This is a genomic window from Rhodothermales bacterium (assembly GCA_017643395.1).
In the GTDB taxonomy this organism is placed as follows: domain Bacteria; phylum Bacteroidota; class Rhodothermia; order Rhodothermales; family UBA10348; genus JABDJZ01.
In genome coordinates this window covers 56,772-73,521 of the sequence record JAEPNP010000004.1, presented here as the reverse complement: position 1 = coordinate 73,521, position 16,750 = coordinate 56,772, and the positions used below count along the sequence as shown (strand labels likewise).

The window sequence follows — 16,750 nt, the reverse complement described above, 5'->3', positions numbered from 1 at the left end:
GCGGCTCCATGGTGAAGCTCACTTCTATCCCTGCGGCCATCTCGTGATGCTGCGTGTCCTGGCCGGCCTGGCCCTCGTCTCCGTGGTGCTGGGGTCCGGCTGTGCGCCCGCCGCCGAGGTCATGCGCTTCACGACCGCACCGATGCCGACTGTCGAGCCGCCGGAGGCGCCACGGGAGTTCAGGGCGGCCTGGATCGCGACGGTCGCCAATATCGACTGGCCATCAGAACCCGGCCTCTCGGCGGACAGTCAGCGCGCCGAACTTAGAGGCATGCTCGATCGCGCAGTCGAGTTGTCCCTGAACGCCGTCGTGTTTCAGGTCAGGCCGATGGCCGATGCGCTGTATCCGTCCGGGTTGGAGCCCTGGTCGATCTATCTCACCGGACAGGCCGGGGGAGATCCGGGGTACGATCCGCTCGCACTGGCCATCGAGGAGGCCCACGCCCGCGGGCTGGAATTGCATGCCTGGTTCAACCCGTTCCGGGCCGGCCATCCTACGCATGAAGGAGCCTACGATTCGTCCCATGTGTCCGTAACGCAGCCGGCATGGGTGCACGACTACGGGGTCTTCAAGTGGATGGATCCTGGCATTCCGGAGGTCCGGGATCACAGTCTGTCCGTGATGCTGGACGTCGTGCGGCGCTACGACATCGACGGCGTACACATGGACGACTACTTCTACCCGTACGCCGCGCTTGATTCCACCGGGGCCGAGATTCCCTTCCCGGACTCCATCGCGTGGCGGGCGAGCGGGTTCAATGGTTCGCTGTCGGACTGGCGGCGCAGTAATGTGGATACGTTCGTGGAGACGCTCTACGATGCCGTCAAGGCCGTGCGCCCCGAAGTCAAGGTGGGTATCAGCCCCTTCGGCATCTGGCGTCCCGGCTATCCGGAAGGTGTGACGGGTTTCGACCAGTATGAAGGGCTGTACGCCGACGCGAGGAAGTGGCTGCGCGAGGGTTGGGTGGACTACTACACGCCGCAGCTGTACTGGGCGATGGACTCGCAGGGCCAGCCATACGCCGCGCTGCTGGACTGGTGGACCGGAGAAAACATCCACAACCGCCACCTGTGGCCCGGCAACTATGCGAGCCGCGTCATTCTCGAGGGATCGGCCTACTGGGAGCCGGAGGAACTGGTGCGTCAGGTCAGGCACACACGACAAGTACAGCAGGCCACGGGGAACGTGCATTTCAGCATGAAAGCCCTCATGCCCGGCACCGGGCAGGGCAGCCTGCTCAGAGACAGTGTGTATACCGGTCCCGCCCTTGTGCCGGCCACCACCTGGTTGGGAGGCGCCACCCCGGACGTGCCGATTCCCTCTTGGGATGGCGATGTGCTCCTGCTGGATCCGGGCACCACCGACCCCGCCGTCTGGCATGTGCGCGAGTGGCGCGACACGTGGTCCATACGCGTGGTGCCTGGTGCCGTCCGTCGCCTGATCTTTGACGGCACTCCTCCGACCTACGTGGTCGTGTCAGCGGTGTCCCCGCTGGGCCTGGAGTCGGCACCAGCCTGGGCGATTCGCCGGGTGCCCGTTGAGTAGGCGCACCTGCATAGCGGCGCTGGTATTCAGCCTGGGCTGCGGGTCCGCTGCTCCGGTGGTGGTCGAACCCGAGGAACCGCTGCCGACACCCAGGCAGCTGGCCTCTGAGTTCGTCAGGAACTGCGTCAACGAGGGCTGTGGTTACCCCATGGACCCGGGGGCGGACGTGGACACGTTGATCACGCTGGAGGGCCTGGTTGAGGTTCGGCTCAACGCGGCCTACGCCCAAGAGCCCACCCGCGAGTCTGACGTGCTGGCCATGGAGTCCGGCCTGAAGGCGTTGTTTCCCGAGGCGGATTCGGTGCTGGTCACGGCGCTGGGGGTGCCCGTGCGGGAGCTCGTGCCGAATCACCTCAGGACGGCACTGGCCGTGGACGAAGACCGCAGACCCGCCGCACCGCCGAGGCCACGCCCCATGGTGCAGTATCCCGATCGCGCACCCGCGCCCTCAAACGGCTTGTTCGGCCGTCATGTGGCCATTTGGGGCAGCCATGGCTGGTACTACGAACCCGCGCTTGATCGATGGGAGTGGCAGCGCGCTCGGCTGTTCACGACCGTGGAAGATGTGCTGCCGACGTCGTTTGTCCTGCCCTACCTGGCACCCATGCTGGAACGGGCGGGAGCGCACGTCTGGATGCCACGCGAACGGGATGTGCAACCCCACATGGTGGTGGTCGACAACGACGACGCGAACTCCGGCTACCGGGAGACCTGTAACTGGAGTGTCGGGGGGTCCGGATTTGCGATGGGCAGTCCGCCGTACGAAACCGGCCACAATCCGTGGCAGGACGGCACGGCGCGCCGCATCGACGTTACTGACAGACCATGCACCGCAACCTGGCAGTCCCGACTTCCTGAGGCTGGCAGCTACGCGGTGTATGTGGGCTACGGTCGTTCCGCCGGCCCTGGCATGGTGACCTACACCGTTTCTCATGCGGGCGGTGATACCCGTGTCGTGGTAGACCAGCGCATGGCACCGGGAACGTGGGTATACCTGGGGCACTTTGAGTTTGACGCCTCCGCAGCCGTGACCCTGACCACTGCCGGCGCCACTGGCGCGGCAATCTCTGCCGATGCGGTGCGGTTTGGGGGAGGCATGGGTCTCATCGAACGAGGAGGACGTCCATCGGGCCGGGCCCGTTGGCTTGAAGGGGCGCGATACGCCCTGCAGTTCGACGGCATGCCGGCGGCACTCGTCTACAACGTCACCGAGCAGCCGGCCAACGACTACGTGGACGACTACCGCAACCGCGGAGAATGGGTCAACTTCCTGCGCGGTGCTCCGCTGGGTCCAAACAAGGATCAGTTAAATCCCGGGCTGGGCGTTCCTGTGGACGTTTCCATTGCCTTCCACACGGACGCAGGCATCACGCCGGACAGCACCACCATCGGCACGCTGCTGATCTACTCGTCCAGGGGATTCGGGGACGACGGGTCCGAAGTGCGCACCTTTGGCGACGGCATGTCCCGGTTCGCCAACCGAGATTTTGCGGATCTGCTCCAGGAGCAGATCGTGGCCGATCTCCGCGACCTCTACGACGCCGATTGGACGCGCCGGCCGATCTGGGACCGCGACTACAGCGAGGCCTACCGGCCCAACATGCCGTCCGCGTTGCTGGAACTCCTGAGCCACCAGAATTTCGCGGACATGCGCTTTGCGCTGGATCCGCAGTTCCGCTTTCATGTCAGTCGCGCCATCTACAAGGCCGTACTGCGGTTCGTCGCCCTCCAGTACGGCGAGCCGGAGCCGGTCATTCAGCCGCTGGCGCCGACCCATCTCTCAGCAGTTGCCACGGCCGCCGGAATTGAACTCTCCTGGCAGCCGAACACGGACCCGCTCGAGCCGTCCGCCATGCCGGAGTCCTTTCGGGTGTATCTGCGTCGTGGTATCCGCGGGTTCGACGACGGACGCGCCGTTCAGGGGCTTTCCACCGTGATTCCGGCTGACTCGACGATCACGGGTATGCGAGTGACCGCTCTCAATGGTGGCGGCGAAAGTCGACCGTCGGAAGTGGTCACGGCACGAGCTGCCGGAGGGGGGGCGAGGGTCCTGGTAGTGAGTGCATTTGACCGCATCGGTCCTCCCGCGGCGGTAGACGTGGGGGGATGGCGGGGCTTTCCTGAATATCTGGATCACGGCGTGCCGGACGGCATGGCGCTGGAATACGTGGGCGCGCAGCACCAGTTTGATACCCGCGTGGTTTGGCGCGACGACGACGAACCGGGGCACGGCGCGAGCCATGCCGATTGGGAGACCAGCGTGGAGCCGGGTAACACGTTCGACTTCGCGGCCTCGGCCGGCGCCGATCTGCTGGCTGCCGGGGCCGGGTCGGCCTTCGACGTGATCAGCGACGAGCGCCTGGCGGAGGAACCCGGCCTCGCGACCGGGTATGACGTGATCTACGTCCTCCTGGGAGAGGAGCGGGCAGCCGTGCCGGGGCACCCCGTGCGGGAGGCGTTTCGGCCGTTTTCCGCCGGACTGCGTCAAGCCCTGCGGGGCGCCCGTGAGCGGGGCCGAACCGTGCTCGTGTCCGGCTCCTACGTCACCGAGGAACTCACCCGTGGCACGGAGGAAGAACAGGCCTTCGCCCGGGAGGTGCTCCGCGCCGTCCATCGCTCCGAACGCGCCTCGCGAAGCGGTACTCTGCGAGGAGTATCCGGTCCGTTTTCCGATTTGAGCGCCCGCTTCAACACCGACAGGGGCGGCTCGGTCTATGCCGTGGAGGCTCCCGAAGCCATCATGCCGGGCGATAGGGAGACGGTCACCGTATTGCGATATGGAGACTCCAACATGTCGGCGGCAGTGGCCGCCACCGGTGTGGCCGTCTTCGGGTTTCCGCTGGAATCGGTGACGGATCGGCGGGAGCGCATCGCCCTTATTCAAGCCGCCCTGCAAGCAACCGGACATCATGACTGATCGCACCCTGACCCGTCCGTGGTTCTGGATTCCCACGCTCTACTTTGCGGAGGGACTCCCGTACGTGATCGTCATGACCGTGTCGGTCGTGATGTACAGCAACCTGGGCATCGGAAATGCCGAGGTCACGCTCTACACGGGATGGCTGTACCTGCCGTGGGTCATCAAGCCCCTGTGGAGCCCCTTCGTGGATCTGATCCGCACCAAGCGCTTCTGGGTCGTGTCCATGCAGCTGTTGATCGGGGCGGGACTGGCCGGCGTGGCCCTGACGCTGCCGGGAGACAACTTCTTCCGCTACAGCCTGGCGTTCCTCTGGCTGCTGGCGTTCAGCTCGGCCACCCACGACATCGCGGCCGACGGCTTCTACATGCTTGGCCTCTCGCAGGGCGAGCAATCGTTTTTTGTGGGGATCCGCTCGACCTTTTATCGCCTGGCCATGCTGACGGGCCAGGGATTGCTTGTGATCCTGGCAGGGTACCTGGAGCAGTCAACCGGCAACATTCCGCTTGCCTGGTCCATCGTGTTTCTGATTCTGGCCGGTTCATTCGTGGCTCTGGCGGCCTGGCACTTCTTTGCGATGCCGCGTCCCGCCGAGGACGTTCCGACACAGGCGGAGTCGGCCGGCAACGTCTGGCGCGGATTCCTGGAGACGTTCGCAAGCTTCTTCCGCAAGCCGGGCATCGGCCTCATCCTGGCCTTTCTGTTGCTGTACCGTTTCGCGGAGGCGCAGTTGGTAAAGGTGGCTCCGCTGTTTCTTGTGGGCGATGTGGCCGAGGGGGGACTGGGCCTTTCCACCCAGGAGTTCGGCTTTGTGTATGGCACGGTCGGTCTGGCTTCGCTGACGGTCGGCGGCATCCTGGGCGGCATCGTGGCCTCCCGCAGCGGGTTGAAGGCCTGGCTGTGGTGGATGGTGGCAGCCATCAACCTGCCGAACATCGTGTATGTACTTCTGGCCTTTACCCAGCCGGACAGCTTCATCGCGGTCAATATCGCGGTGGCCATCGAGCAGTTCGGATACGGCTTCGGATTCACTGCCTACATGCTGTACATGATCTATGTGGCAGACGGGCCGCAGAAGACGAGTCATTTTGCGATCTGCACGGGCTTCATGGCGCTCGGAATGATGATTCCCGGCATGTTCAGCGGTGCCATCCAGGAGTGGATCGGTTACGACTGGTTCTTCGTCTGGGTGCTGATTGCCACGATCCCCGGATTCATTGTGGCCGGTCTCGTGCCGCTGGACGCAGAGTTCGGCAAGAAGGAGGCGACCTGACAACCGGCATGACGGTGGTCGAGGCACAGTCCCGAGACTCCGATGGCATTCTGGACTGCTGGAATGCGGGCTCCCTGTTTGACGTGCTGACTCCTGCCTTGCTGGAGGAGAAGGTCTGGCAAGACCCCGGACTGGAGGAATCACGCACAGTGGTGGCGAGGGAAGGCGAAGCCGTGCTGGGGTTCGCGCAGGCCGTTTCCAGGCCGGCCTTCGACGTGCTGAAGTCGGTCGTGGTGCGCCCGGAATGGCGTCGGAAGGGGATAGGGTCGAGGCTGGCCCACCGCGTACTGGCGGGGTGGAGCCGGGAAATACGCGTTGCCGAGAGTGCGCCCAACTATCTGACGCCGGGGCTTGATGTGCGGGACGAGGGGAGCCAGGCCTTCCTCGAAACGCTGGGGTTCCGTGAGTTCGGCAGGACGGTCAACCTCCGGGTCGACCTGGGCAATCTGCCCCGCGCCGGCAATGTGCCGGGCTTTCGCCTGGCTCGAGCACAGCCGTCAGACCGGGCGGCCGTGCTGGAGCTCATCGAACGGATCTGGCCGGCCTGGCGTGGGGAAGTGGAGGCCGCTTTGCGTCGGAGTCTCCCAGGTCTGTTTCTCGCGTGGACGGGCGATGCGGTCGCAGCATTTTCCGCCCATGACGCCAATAATCGGGGTACCGGATGGTTCGGGCCCATGGGTACCGATCCCGACCATCGTGGTCGCGGGCTGGGCAGGGAGCTGCTCGTGCGGAGCCTGCTCGACCTCAGGCGGGGAGGCCAGGAGCAGGCCGTCATTCCCTGGGTAGGCCCGATCGAATTCTATGCCGATGCGGTCGGTGCCCGTGTCGACCGCCGGTTCGTTCGACTCAAGCGCGAGTCGGTCCTGGGTCAGGACTCCCCGGATTGACTAGAACGTCAGGGAGAACCCACCACGCAGATTGCGGCCGGGAAGTCCTTCATAGTACCGCCCGCCCCGGGCATTGGGGATGATCGACACCACGTAGTTTGCATCGCCCAGATTCCGGATTTCCAGGAATGGTGCGACCGTCGCGTTGCCGATGACGAGTCCTGTGCGGGCCACACGTACGTCCAGGGATACGAATCCGTCAATCTCGACGGTGTTCGCATCATCGGCCATCTGCGCACCGGCTGCCCTGATGCGCACGGAAGCCAGAGTCCCGGAGCGATCGACGTCCAGCCGCAGGGAGCCGAATCGCATTGGAATGCCAGGGACCCTGTTGCCGTCCAGCGTTCCGGAAGCGAACTCAAAGCGCTGCAGGGACGCCGTTCCGACCATGGCCACCCAGCTGGTCAGCCGCACGCGCGCCCTGCCTTCCAGACCCATGTAGGCCACCTCGCCCACGTTGCGATAGAACGTGCGTCCAGGGGCGGACTCCAACTGGTATGGGCTCAGAAAATTGGTCAGTGTCTGGGAGTAGGCAGCTAGGTCCAGGTCGAGGTCTGCCTGGACATGTCGCAGGCCGAACTCCAGTCCCGTGATGCGCTGCGGCTCCAGGTTTTGATTGAATCCCGCGTTTCCGTCCGGGTTGTTGACCAACTCGGTAGTCGTAGGAATCTCGAATGCCGTGGACACGGATGCGAAGAGCGTGGTGGCGCCTCTATCGAGTCGCACGCCCAAAGACGGGCTCGCCGCAAAAAAAGCCTCCTTGCCCGAGTCGTCTCCGTTGGACACCAGGTGGTCCTCCAGACGCACGGTCAACCGGTCAACGCGAAGACCGGCAGTCACGGTCATCGGTCCGTTCCAGGTAGCGAGCGCCGAAGCCCCCGAACCGGTGACGGTTTCGCGCTGGTCCAGGCGCAGATTGTCTCCGCGCCCGCCATCGGCGTTGTTTGTGTTGATGCGATCGTCTGCCTGGCGCCGGGTATCAACGCCCACCCCGACTTCGAGCCCTTCACGCGCCACCCGCCAGTCCGCCCGCATTCCGAATGCGAGCCGCTCAAGCCCCACCCACGCGAAGGGGAGGGGGTTGTCGAGGGAGCGCTGGAGCGCAAACAGGCTGGTACTCAGGATGCCGCCGTACAGGGGTGCGGTCAGTCCCAGTGAACTCTGGATCTGGGTGGCCTGCTTGCCCGAGGACGTGTTGATGTACCGCGCGTCCGCCGCAGCGGGATCGGCTTCCCACTGCTCCGCGGTCAGGGATCCAGGGCTACGGGTGTCCAGGTCCGAGGCTGCGATCGAAAACGCCACGACGGCGCCAGAGTCCAGTGCCCGGGTTGTTCGGAGACCGACCCTCGCCATGCGGCCGTCGGCATGCTCCCTGAACCCCGTTTGATCCAGGACAGAAGCGAAGGCCGAGGTTTTCTGCCGGCCTTCGGCGATTCCGACGCGTCCGGTGAGTTGGCGACTGCCATGGGAGCCGGCCAGAATTCGTACCGACTGACTGACGGCTTCGCCGGGAGCTTCGGATTCGAGGGCCAGCACACCGCCGGCGGCATTGCCCCAGAATCGGGAAGCGGGGCCGCGCAACAGCTCGGCACGGGCGAGGACCGAGGGCTCGACAGGGTCCAGCACGGCCTGGCCGTCCGGCATGGTCAGCAGGACGCCATCGAGCAGGACGGCGACACTGCGGACGCCGAACGCTGCCCTGCTGCCCAGGCCACGCACGACCAGTCGTTCCCCGATGGCGAAGTGGCTACGGTCCGCAATCCAGAGTCCGGGCAGCTCTGTGAGCACGTCCTCCAGAGCCAGGGCGGGCTCAACGGCCCGCCTCTCGGGTCCGCGAACCTCCACGGCAATTGCGGCAGGCGCATCGCCGCTGCTGAACGAACCGCGCGATGCTTCCACCCGAACAGGAGGTAAAACAACCTCCAGGGTGTCCTGCGCCCGCAGTGGGGCTACAATCAGAAGGCTGAGAAAGGCGGGCAGTAAGACGCGCATGGGCAGGAGGCATTCCGGAGCCCGGAATATCGCCCCTCCCGCAAGGCCGCACTACCAACCCCTTCGCTTTTTGCCTGTCCGCTTGGCCGCTCGCCGATTGCTCGACTCGTTCCAGGCGGCCACCGTCTTTCGCTCAGTGGCTCGGTGCTCCGGCACGGGCTGAGCAGCGCGGTCGGCTGGTTGCGAACGACCCGACGTAACTGCCGATGCAGGCGGCGGCGCATTCACCTGACGCACCGTTGGAGGCGCGGCTCTCGCGGATGCCAACAGGCCGGCCGCCGGCGTCGAGGCTCCCTGAACGCGCCGTTGATCGATGCGAACGCCGGTGTAGTAGAAGTTCAGAATTTCGTCGTAGGACTTGCCGGCGTTGGCCATGCCGTGGGCACCCCACTGGCTCAGACCGACCCCGTGGCCGAAGCCACCTCCCTCAAACCTGTACGTGCCGCGCTTGCGCTTCATGGTGAATCGGGTAGAGCGCAGCCCCGCCTCGCCCAGGGCGCCGCGCACAATCCTGCGAAACTCGTCCGCGGCGATTGTGCGGGTGCGGCCACTGTGCGGCTCCAGCGCGATGCGCTTCGCCCGACCGTCCGGCCCCGATTCTGCCACGGAGATGGACCTAGGCTTGAGACCCAGCGACTGCTCGATGGCTCGATGCAGATCATCCTCGGAGACCGAGTATTCCCATCGGTGATACTTGGACACGCGATCCCAGGGATCCGGCTTCCCTCGCAGGTAGGGGTGTGGGTCGGATGACCACACGTCTTCGTTGTTGGCCGTGTGACCTCCCGAGCTGGAGGAATACACGGCCTCGATAAGTCGACCGTCGTACGTCAGCACCTGGCCGGCGGTAGCCTGGGCCGCCTGCCGGGCCAACGAGGTCACGGCGCGCGACCCGCGGTACACCTGCGAGGCGGTGTGGTCCACATGGTCGTAGCTGTCGTCTGAGCTGTTGATCACCTTGAGGCCGTAGGTGCGGGCAATCACTGCCATCGCCTTGGAGCCTTCGAGGTCGGAGAGTCCATATTCGCTGGCCACGACCGACGCCACATAGTCTTCCAGCGGCACGTGATTGATGAGTCTGAGCGCCTCACCCCGGTCAGCGGTGACGGCAAGGCTGCCCGAATAACTGCGGGTCGTGCCCTTGACGTTCAGCGTCATGTCGCCGGGTCCGAGAGGCATGAGCCGGAGGGTCTTCACCCCCTGCGTGCCGTGTTGACTGGAGACCGTGACTTCGTCGCGGCGCATGCTCAGCGAAAGCGTGCCGTCCGGACCAATCTGGTAGCGTGGTTGTCGCTCATTGTTCAGATAGACGGCAAGTCCGTAGGGGCCGGCCTGAACCGTCGCCTCTTTGGGCGTCATGGGCTCAAGCAGCCGGATGCGAAGCGTTCCACGGAGATCCGGTCCGGAAGCAGCAGAAGCCGCGGTGCAAAAAAGCATCGCGGCTAACAGGGCTATCGAACGGAGGGACGTTCTGGTCATCAGTTACAGTGGCGTCGCACAGGTGTCCTGGCAACAGTGCTGCCACGACGCCCGTTGGGAGCGACAATAGGAGAACATTGCACGGTGCGCAGGGCCGGAATTGGCCGCATTCGGGCGGCCATTCCGCCCGGAGACACCGGTTGAAAAAGAACACCGAGTCCGCATCGCCGGAGCCGCAAAACAGGCCTTAATGGGCCCGAAAAGCCGCTTTGTCCGACAATGCATACGCGGGGCTCTTCCCCTATCGGCCACGGGACTTAAGAACTTAAATTGGTCGCGTGAAGACCGTGTGAAGCGTGGCTGTTCGCGCTTAAGGATCGGCGTTTTCAGCCGCCCCCCCTCAGGAGATCGGGTGCCCAGTCCGGTGGTCACCAGTGCGCAGATTGGCCTACGAAGCGGGAGACAGGACGCGGGGGATGCGGGGGCCGCGGGACGCCTCTGGTGGCCGTGTTGGCGTGTCGGTGCGACGCGTCAGGCGCCGGCTTGGCGCGGCCGGGCGACGCCTCTGGTGGCCGTGTTGGCGTGTCGGTGCGAACGCCTCAGGCGCCGCGCGGGCAGAAGCCTATGCTTCCTTCTCGAGCAGCAGATCGAACAGGTCGGCGATGCGCTGCTTCATCTCGCTTCGTGGCACAATCTGATCCACGAAACCGTGCTCCTTCAGGAACTCGGAGCGCTGAAACCCTTCAGGCAGATCCTGGCCCATGGTTTCCCGAATGACTCTCGGGCCGGCAAACCCGATCAACGCGCCGGGTTCGGCAAGGTGCACATCGCCCAGCATGGCGAACGATGCGGTCACGCCACCCGTGGTCGGGTTGGCCAGGATAACAATAAAGGGTAGTCCCTTCTCGTGAAGCCTGGTCAGGTGTGCGCTCGTTTTGGCAAGCTGCATCAGGCTGAGCGCTCCTTCCATCATACGGGCACCACCACTCTGGGTGATGATAATGAGCGGCATCTCTTCCGTGTAGGCGCGCTTGATGGCGCGGGAGATGACTTCGCCGACCACCGAGCCCATGGAGCCGCCGATGAACTTGAAGTCCATTGCGGTGACCGAGGTGCGATGCCCACCGATGTTGCCGACGGCAGCCGTAGCTGCATCCATCAGTCCGGATTTGCGCTGCGCTTCCGTCAGTCGACGCGAGTAGGGCTTGCGGTCGGTGAACTCCAGCGGGTCTTTCGACACGATGTTGTCGTCCGCGAGTTCAAACTCCCCGTTGTCGAACAGCAGCCGGTAGTAGTCGAGGCTGGACATGGAGAAGTGGTGACCGCACTCCGAGCAAACCTGGTGGTTGCGGAGCACCTCACGGCGGTTCAGCGTGCTGCCACAGCTGTTGCACTTGATCCACTGCCCCTCGGGCACGTCGATCTGGTCATTCAGCTCGGTATTGATGCCCGCTTTTGTGCGGCGAAACCAGGCCATGCTTCCTCGGGATGGTGCCTAGAAAGGCAGTCGTGCAAACACGGAGGTGGTGGGTGTGCCTGCGACGAATTCCTTCAAATAATACGGCTCGAAGAGTTCGGGGTCTACGACTTCACCAATGCTCAGCATAGCCGCGCCGACCCGTGCCACCGCGCCCGCATCGCACTCAGAAACGCGGGCCCGCTCACGGTCGATGCGGTCCGCGCCCGGTCCGACGACGGCAGTGAGCCCATCGGCCAGGCTGCTCAGGATCGCTGCCGGTTCGCCGGCGAGCGTATCGCCGACCTGCCGCGCGGTCCTCTCGGATACCAACACCCGGGCTGCGAACACCTCCTTACGCCGGGAGGGAAACGCCACAAGCAGGTTGCCTTCGAGTTCGGAGGCCAGTGCGCAGGCGACCAGGGACGGTACGGCCACGAGCGGCCGTCCGAGGGCCTCGGCAAGCGCCTTGGCCACGCTTACGCCGATGCGCAGGCCGGTGTAGGAGCCAGGGCCGGCCGATACCGCGATGGCGTGCACATCTCCGCGCGCGAGCTCCGACTCAGCCAGTACCGCGTCAATCATGCCCATCAGTTCGGCATCGTGTCGCCTGCCACCACGGACGGAACGAGTACAGACCGCATCGCCCGAAAGAGCGGCCGCGGAGCAGACGGCGCCGGAAGTTTCTATGGCCAGAACGGAGGGGGGCATCGCGGCTGCCATAACGGGGCCTGAAGGGATTGTTCCGGCGATTTCAGCAGGCCGACAGGGTTTGACAAGGGTAGGGTCTCCGTTATCTTTTCGGCCCTTTCCAATTCTTCACAGAGCAAACGAGGAGCAGGATTTATGCAGGTGTATGACGCGGGGCACATCCGCAACGTCGCGCTGGTAGGCCATCAGGGTGCAGGTAAGACCATGTTGGCCGAAGCCATGTTGTTGACGTCGGGGGCCCTGCAGCGCATGGGCTCGATTGAAGAAGGCACCACGGTGAGTGACTATCACCCTTCGGAGAAGGAGCGGCAGATGTCGGTCTTCTCATCGCTGGTGCACGCCGAGTGGAAGGGGTACAAAGTCAACATCTTCGACACGCCCGGATACCCGGACTTTGTCGGAGAGGTAGTGGCGTCCCTCACGGTTTCCGACTGCGCGATCTTCGTGATCAATGCCGCAGAGGGCGTGCAGGTGGGCACCGAACTGGCCTGGAAGACGGCCCAGGAGCTGGGCAAGCCGGCCATGTTCGTGATCAACCATCTGGACAAGGCGGACACGGACTTCCGGGGGGTGATCTCGCAGATCCAGGACCGTTTTGGCCGCGGGGCGACTGTGGTTCAGATTCCGGGTGGCCCGGGTACGCGGAGCATTGTGGACGTGCTGCGCATGAAGCAGCTCACTTTTGAGGAGGGCAGCGGCAAGATGGCCGACGGCGATATCGCTGCCGACTTCAAGGACGAGGCCGAATCGCTGCACAACGAGCTGATCGAGAACATCGCCGAGAACGACGAAGGGCTCATGGAGCTCTACTTCGACAAGGGCACCCTCTCAGAAGATGAGATGCGGAAGGGCCTGCACGTGGCGATGCTGAAGCGGCAGCTCTACCCCATTTTTGTGACCAGCGCGACAAAGAACATCGGCGTGAGTCGCCTGATGTCCTTCATCGACAACGTCTGCCCCAGCCCGCCGGAAATGCCGGAGGCTGAGCTGGTTGGCGGCGGCACGCTGAAAGCAGACCCGGGCGGCGAGCCGGTTGCGCTCATATTCCGGACCATGGCCGAGGCGCACGTGGGCGACTACTCTTTCTTCCGGGTGTACTCGGGTACGCTGGAGCCCGGCATGGACCTGGTCAACGCAGGCACCGGAGCGACGGAGCGCCTGGGCCAGTTGTATTCCATCAACGGCCACGAGCGTGACAGCGTGCAGAAGATGGTGGCCGGTGACCTTGGTGCCCTGGTCAAGCTGCGCAACACACACACCAACAACACGCTGCATCCCAAGGGATCAAACGCTGTCATCCAGCCCATCGGATTCCCCATGCCGCGATATACGACGGCGGTTGTGGCCGCGAGAGAGGGCGAGGAGGACAAGCTGGCGCAGGGGCTGCACCAACTGCATGAGGAGGATCCGTCGCTCAACATTACCCACGACCCGCATCTGTCACAGATGACACTCGGCGGTCAGGGTGAAATGCACCTGCAGATTGCGCAGTATCGGCTGAAGAACCGGTTCGGCGTGGACATTGAGTTCCTGAAGCCGAAGGTGGCGTATCGCGAGACGGTGACGCGTCGCGCGCGGTCCAAGTACCGACACAAGAAGCAGACGGGCGGCGCCGGCCAGTTTGCGGACATCAGCATGCTGGTCGAGCCCCTGCAGGGCGACTTTCAGCCTCCGGATGACATCAAGGTGCGTTCGGTCGACGACCACACAACGGATTGGGGCTCCAAGATCCAGTTCATCGACGCCATTGTGGGTGGCGTGATCGACATGCGGCGCTTCTTCGGGGCCATCCAGAAAGGTGTGGCCGAGGCGCTCCAGAACGGGCCCGTCGCGAACTATCCGGTGGGCGATGTGCGCATCGTCATCTTCGACGGCGGCATGCACTCGGTTGACTCCAACGAGGCGGCGTTCAAGACGGCCGCGCGCATGTGCTTCCGAGACGCCTTCCGCGAGGCCGGACCGGTGATCCTGGAGCCCATCCACCACGTGGAAGTGCTCGTTCCGGACAACTACACGGGCGATGTGATGGGCGACATGAATACGCGCCGCGCCCGGATTCAGGGCATGGAAGCGGAAGGTCCGTTCCAGAAGATCATCGCGACCGTGCCCGAGGCCGAGCTCTACCGGTACTCGACCTCCCTGCGCTCGATGACGCAGGGCAGGGGGCTGCATCGCAACGCCTTTGCGAGCTACGAGCCCATGCCGCGGCACGTTCAGGAGCAGGTGGTGGCAGACGCGGAAGCGTTGGCCGAGGCCTAGAAACCTCAAGGAATTGGCGATCAGGGCCGGTCTCCGTGGTGGGGGCCGGCCCGTTTTCGTTGCTAAAGTCCTCCTTTTTACTACATTTGTTGATTCGTGCAGACGGAAAAATACTACTGAGTAGTAATAGGCAGCGTGGAAACGGATCGGTTTGAGCCATCCAAGAAGGCCAGAGCCTCGATGCTGCGCGGCGTCTACGAGGACAACCGCAAGATCAAGGACGGCGGTGTGGCGGACGCCGAACGGCGCAGGCGACAGGCTACCGTGTGGAGTGTTGCCACACTGGTGGTTGCGCTTCTGGTCGTCGTCGGGATCCAGTTTCTGCCCGGCGGAGGCGAGGCGGAAGCGCCGGCCGCTCCCGCGCTAGGGGCGAATACCATTCTTGGGGCAAACCTGCCCGTGATCGACACCGGCCAGGAAGATGTACCGGCCGTGGATCCGGCCGAGTTCCGGAGACTGCTGGCCGGCCCCACACCGATCGTGGACCTGTTCGACCTGCAGGTACGCACCATCGTCATTGACCCCGGGCACGGCGGGGAAGACCCCGGTGCCGTGGGACTGTCGGATGTGCTGGAGAAGGACGTCACGCTGGACGTCGGCCTTCGACTGGCCCGGCGGCTTGAGGCGCGCGGCTATGCCGTGCTCATGACCAGGCAGGGTGACTCCACGCTGACGCTTCGGGAGCGCGTCGAGTTCGCCAACCGGCAGCCGACCGACCTCTTTGTCTCCATCCATGCCAACAGCTTTCCGGACCGCCGGGCCAATGCGCTGGAGACCTACTACTTCGGCGCGAATACGGAACGGGCCCTGCTGCGGCTTGCAGAGGCTGAGAACCAGGGGTCGGACTATACCCTGGCAGACTTCAACGACATGATTCGCCGCCTGTCCAGCACGGTGAAGCTGCAGGAGTCGCGCCGTCTGGCCGTGGCCATTCAGCAATCGATGGTCGCCGGCAACCGCGTCGAGCAGCCCGGCATCCAGGACTGGGGCGTGAAGCCCGGTCCGTTTGTGGTGCTGTTGGGCTCCGATGCTCCAAGTGTGCTTGCGGAGATTTCCGTGCTCAGCAATCAGGGGCAGGTGGATCGGCTGCGGTCCGATGCCCATCGCGAGCAACTGGCCGTGTACCTCGAGGAAGGCATCCTCAACTACCTCGTGGCTCGAGGCCAATCCCAAACTCCATCCCCTCAGTAATCCCCACCACCGGCAGCTGCCGGACATCCTGACATAGACAACCATGCCTGCCAAGAAGAAGACGTCGACCAACGGTACGGCGGACCGCACCCTCTACATAGGGATCGACCTGGGCACGTCACGAAGCGCCATCGTTGCCAGCAACGGCAAGCGCGAGTGGGTGCAGAGCTACGTGGGTTGGCCCAAGGATTTTGTGGCCAAGAAGATGCTGGGGCGCGATGTGCTCTTCGGCTCTGATGCGCTTGAAAATCGCCTTTCGCTCCGGCTTACGCGGCCCCTCGAGCAGGGCGTCATCCGTGACGGAACCCAGCGCGACGAAGAGGCCGTGCGCGCGCTCGTGCACCATCTCATCGAACAGGTCAATCCCGGCAAGGCCACCGAGATCTACGCCGCGGTGGGCGTGCCGGCTGAAGCCCTGCGCGTGAACAAACTCGCCATCCGGAATGCCGTCAAGGAGTATGCAGACTCGCTCATGGTGGTGTCGGAGCCCTTCGCTGTGGCCTATGGCCTGGGAACGCTGAACAACGCACTGATCATCGACATCGGGGCCGGCACCGCGGACTTCTGCATCATGCACGGCACCATGCCGGGCGAGGAAGACCAGCGCACGATTACCGTGGCTGGCGACTACCTGGACCAGCAGCTGCTTGACCGACTCAACGAGCACCACCCCACCGCTTCATTCAGCGAGGTGATGGTGCGGTCCTTCAAGGAGGAGTACGGCTTCGTCGGCGGCAATACCAAACGCGTGAAGGTCAAGGTGCCGATCGGTGGTGTTTCGACCGCGCTGGACGTGACCAATGACGTGCGCGCCGTGTGCGAGGGCATCGTGCCTGTGCTGGCTGAGGCCACCATGGACCTCATCGCCCGTTACGAGCCCGATTTCCAGGAAGAGGTCAAGCAAAACGTCTTCCTCGCCGGTGGCGGCAGCCAGATCCGCGGCCTGCCCGATGCGCTCGCCGAGGAGCTCAAGGAGTTCGGTGCGTTCAAGATCCGGCCCATCGACGATCCGTTGTATGCGGGGGCAGAGGGTGCTTTGGCGCTGGCGCAGGATATGCCGGAGGAGTACTGGGAAGACATGTAGGGTGGGAGCGTTGCG

General features: G+C 64.3%; 11 protein-coding genes. 7 read left to right on the top strand and 4 right to left on the bottom strand.

Features of this window, described 5'->3' with window-relative positions; all coding sequences use genetic code 11:
- Positions 1-46 precede the first annotated feature (46 nt).
- From JJ896_12980 to JJ896_12965, 4 genes are read left to right on the top strand one after another with little or no spacing between them, the layout of a single operon-like run.
- Entirely contained in the window at positions 47-1,546 is a 1,500-nt protein-coding gene (locus tag JJ896_12980; GenBank protein MBO6780560.1) for a family 10 glycosylhydrolase, read from the top strand.
- Entirely contained in the window at positions 1,539-4,463 is a 2,925-nt protein-coding gene (locus tag JJ896_12975; protein ID MBO6780559.1) for a hypothetical protein, read from the top strand. Before JJ896_12980 ends, JJ896_12975 begins: the two co-directional genes overlap by 8 nt.
- Positions 4,456-5,736 carry an MFS transporter gene (locus JJ896_12970; protein ID MBO6780558.1) on the top strand — a complete coding sequence of 427 codons (1,281 nt, stop codon included), beginning with the start codon at positions 4,456-4,458 and terminating at the stop codon, positions 5,734-5,736. The genes JJ896_12975 and JJ896_12970 overlap by 8 nt, the downstream gene beginning before the upstream one ends.
- 8 nt (positions 5,737-5,744) lie before the next feature.
- On the top strand, positions 5,745-6,623 hold the full coding sequence (locus tag JJ896_12965; GenBank protein MBO6780557.1) for a GNAT family N-acetyltransferase: 879 nt from the start codon (positions 5,745-5,747) through the stop codon (positions 6,621-6,623).
- Here the strand turns inward: JJ896_12965 and JJ896_12960 are convergent, their stop codons facing one another.
- The 4 genes from JJ896_12960 to tsaB form a co-directional block, all read right to left on the bottom strand.
- Complete coding sequence (locus tag JJ896_12960; GenBank protein MBO6780556.1) at positions 6,624-8,615, bottom strand: TonB-dependent receptor; 1,992 nt, start codon at positions 8,613-8,615, stop codon at positions 6,624-6,626.
- A 51-nt stretch (positions 8,616-8,666) separates the two neighbouring features.
- Positions 8,667-10,094 carry a SpoIID/LytB domain-containing protein gene (locus JJ896_12955; GenBank protein MBO6780555.1) on the bottom strand — a complete coding sequence of 476 codons (1,428 nt, stop codon included), beginning with the start codon at positions 10,092-10,094 and terminating at the stop codon, positions 8,667-8,669.
- 562 nt (positions 10,095-10,656) lie between these two features.
- Complete coding sequence (locus tag JJ896_12950; protein MBO6780554.1) at positions 10,657-11,511, bottom strand: acetyl-CoA carboxylase carboxyltransferase subunit beta; 855 nt, start codon at positions 11,509-11,511, stop codon at positions 10,657-10,659.
- Between the two features lie 18 nt (positions 11,512-11,529).
- Entirely contained in the window at positions 11,530-12,201 is a 672-nt protein-coding gene (gene tsaB / locus JJ896_12945) for a tRNA (adenosine(37)-N6)-threonylcarbamoyltransferase complex dimerization subunit type 1 TsaB (GenBank protein MBO6780553.1), read from the bottom strand.
- 135 nt (positions 12,202-12,336) lie between these two features.
- Between tsaB and JJ896_12940 the strand changes: the two genes are divergently transcribed.
- The 3 genes from JJ896_12940 (at position 12,337) to JJ896_12930 (ending at position 16,735) form a co-directional block, all read left to right on the top strand.
- Entirely contained in the window at positions 12,337-14,460 is a 2,124-nt protein-coding gene (locus JJ896_12940; protein ID MBO6780552.1) for an elongation factor G, read from the top strand.
- A 135-nt stretch (positions 14,461-14,595) separates the two neighbouring features.
- Entirely contained in the window at positions 14,596-15,651 is a 1,056-nt protein-coding gene (locus JJ896_12935; protein ID MBO6780551.1) for an N-acetylmuramoyl-L-alanine amidase, read from the top strand.
- A gap of 43 nt (positions 15,652-15,694) precedes the next feature.
- On the top strand, positions 15,695-16,735 hold the full coding sequence (locus JJ896_12930; protein ID MBO6780550.1) for a rod shape-determining protein: 1,041 nt from the start codon (positions 15,695-15,697) through the stop codon (positions 16,733-16,735).
- Positions 16,736-16,750: the final 15 nt, after the last annotated feature.

What these genes read in the sequence shown, in the direction of transcription:
- JJ896_12980 (MBO6780560.1), top strand. Translation starts at nt 47, where the DNA reads ATGCTGCGTGTCCTGGCCGGCCTGGCCCTCGTCTCCGTGGTGCTGGGG.
- JJ896_12970 (MBO6780558.1), top strand. Translation starts at nt 4,456, where the DNA reads ATGACTGATCGCACCCTGACCCGTCCGTGGTTCTGGATTCCCACGCTC.
- JJ896_12965 (MBO6780557.1), top strand. Translation starts at nt 5,745, where the DNA reads ATGACGGTGGTCGAGGCACAGTCCCGAGACTCCGATGGCATTCTGGAC.
- JJ896_12960 (MBO6780556.1), bottom strand. Translation starts at nt 8,615, where the DNA reads ATGCGCGTCTTACTGCCCGCCTTTCTCAGCCTTCTGATTGTAGCCCCA.
- JJ896_12955 (MBO6780555.1), bottom strand. Translation starts at nt 10,094, where the DNA reads ATGACCAGAACGTCCCTCCGTTCGATAGCCCTGTTAGCCGCGATGCTT.
- JJ896_12950 (MBO6780554.1), bottom strand. Translation starts at nt 11,511, where the DNA reads ATGGCCTGGTTTCGCCGCACAAAAGCGGGCATCAATACCGAGCTGAAT.
- tsaB (MBO6780553.1), bottom strand. Translation starts at nt 12,201, where the DNA reads ATGCCCCCCTCCGTTCTGGCCATAGAAACTTCCGGCGCCGTCTGCTCC.
- JJ896_12940 (MBO6780552.1), top strand. Translation starts at nt 12,337, where the DNA reads ATGCAGGTGTATGACGCGGGGCACATCCGCAACGTCGCGCTGGTAGGC.
- JJ896_12930 (MBO6780550.1), top strand. Translation starts at nt 15,695, where the DNA reads ATGCCTGCCAAGAAGAAGACGTCGACCAACGGTACGGCGGACCGCACC.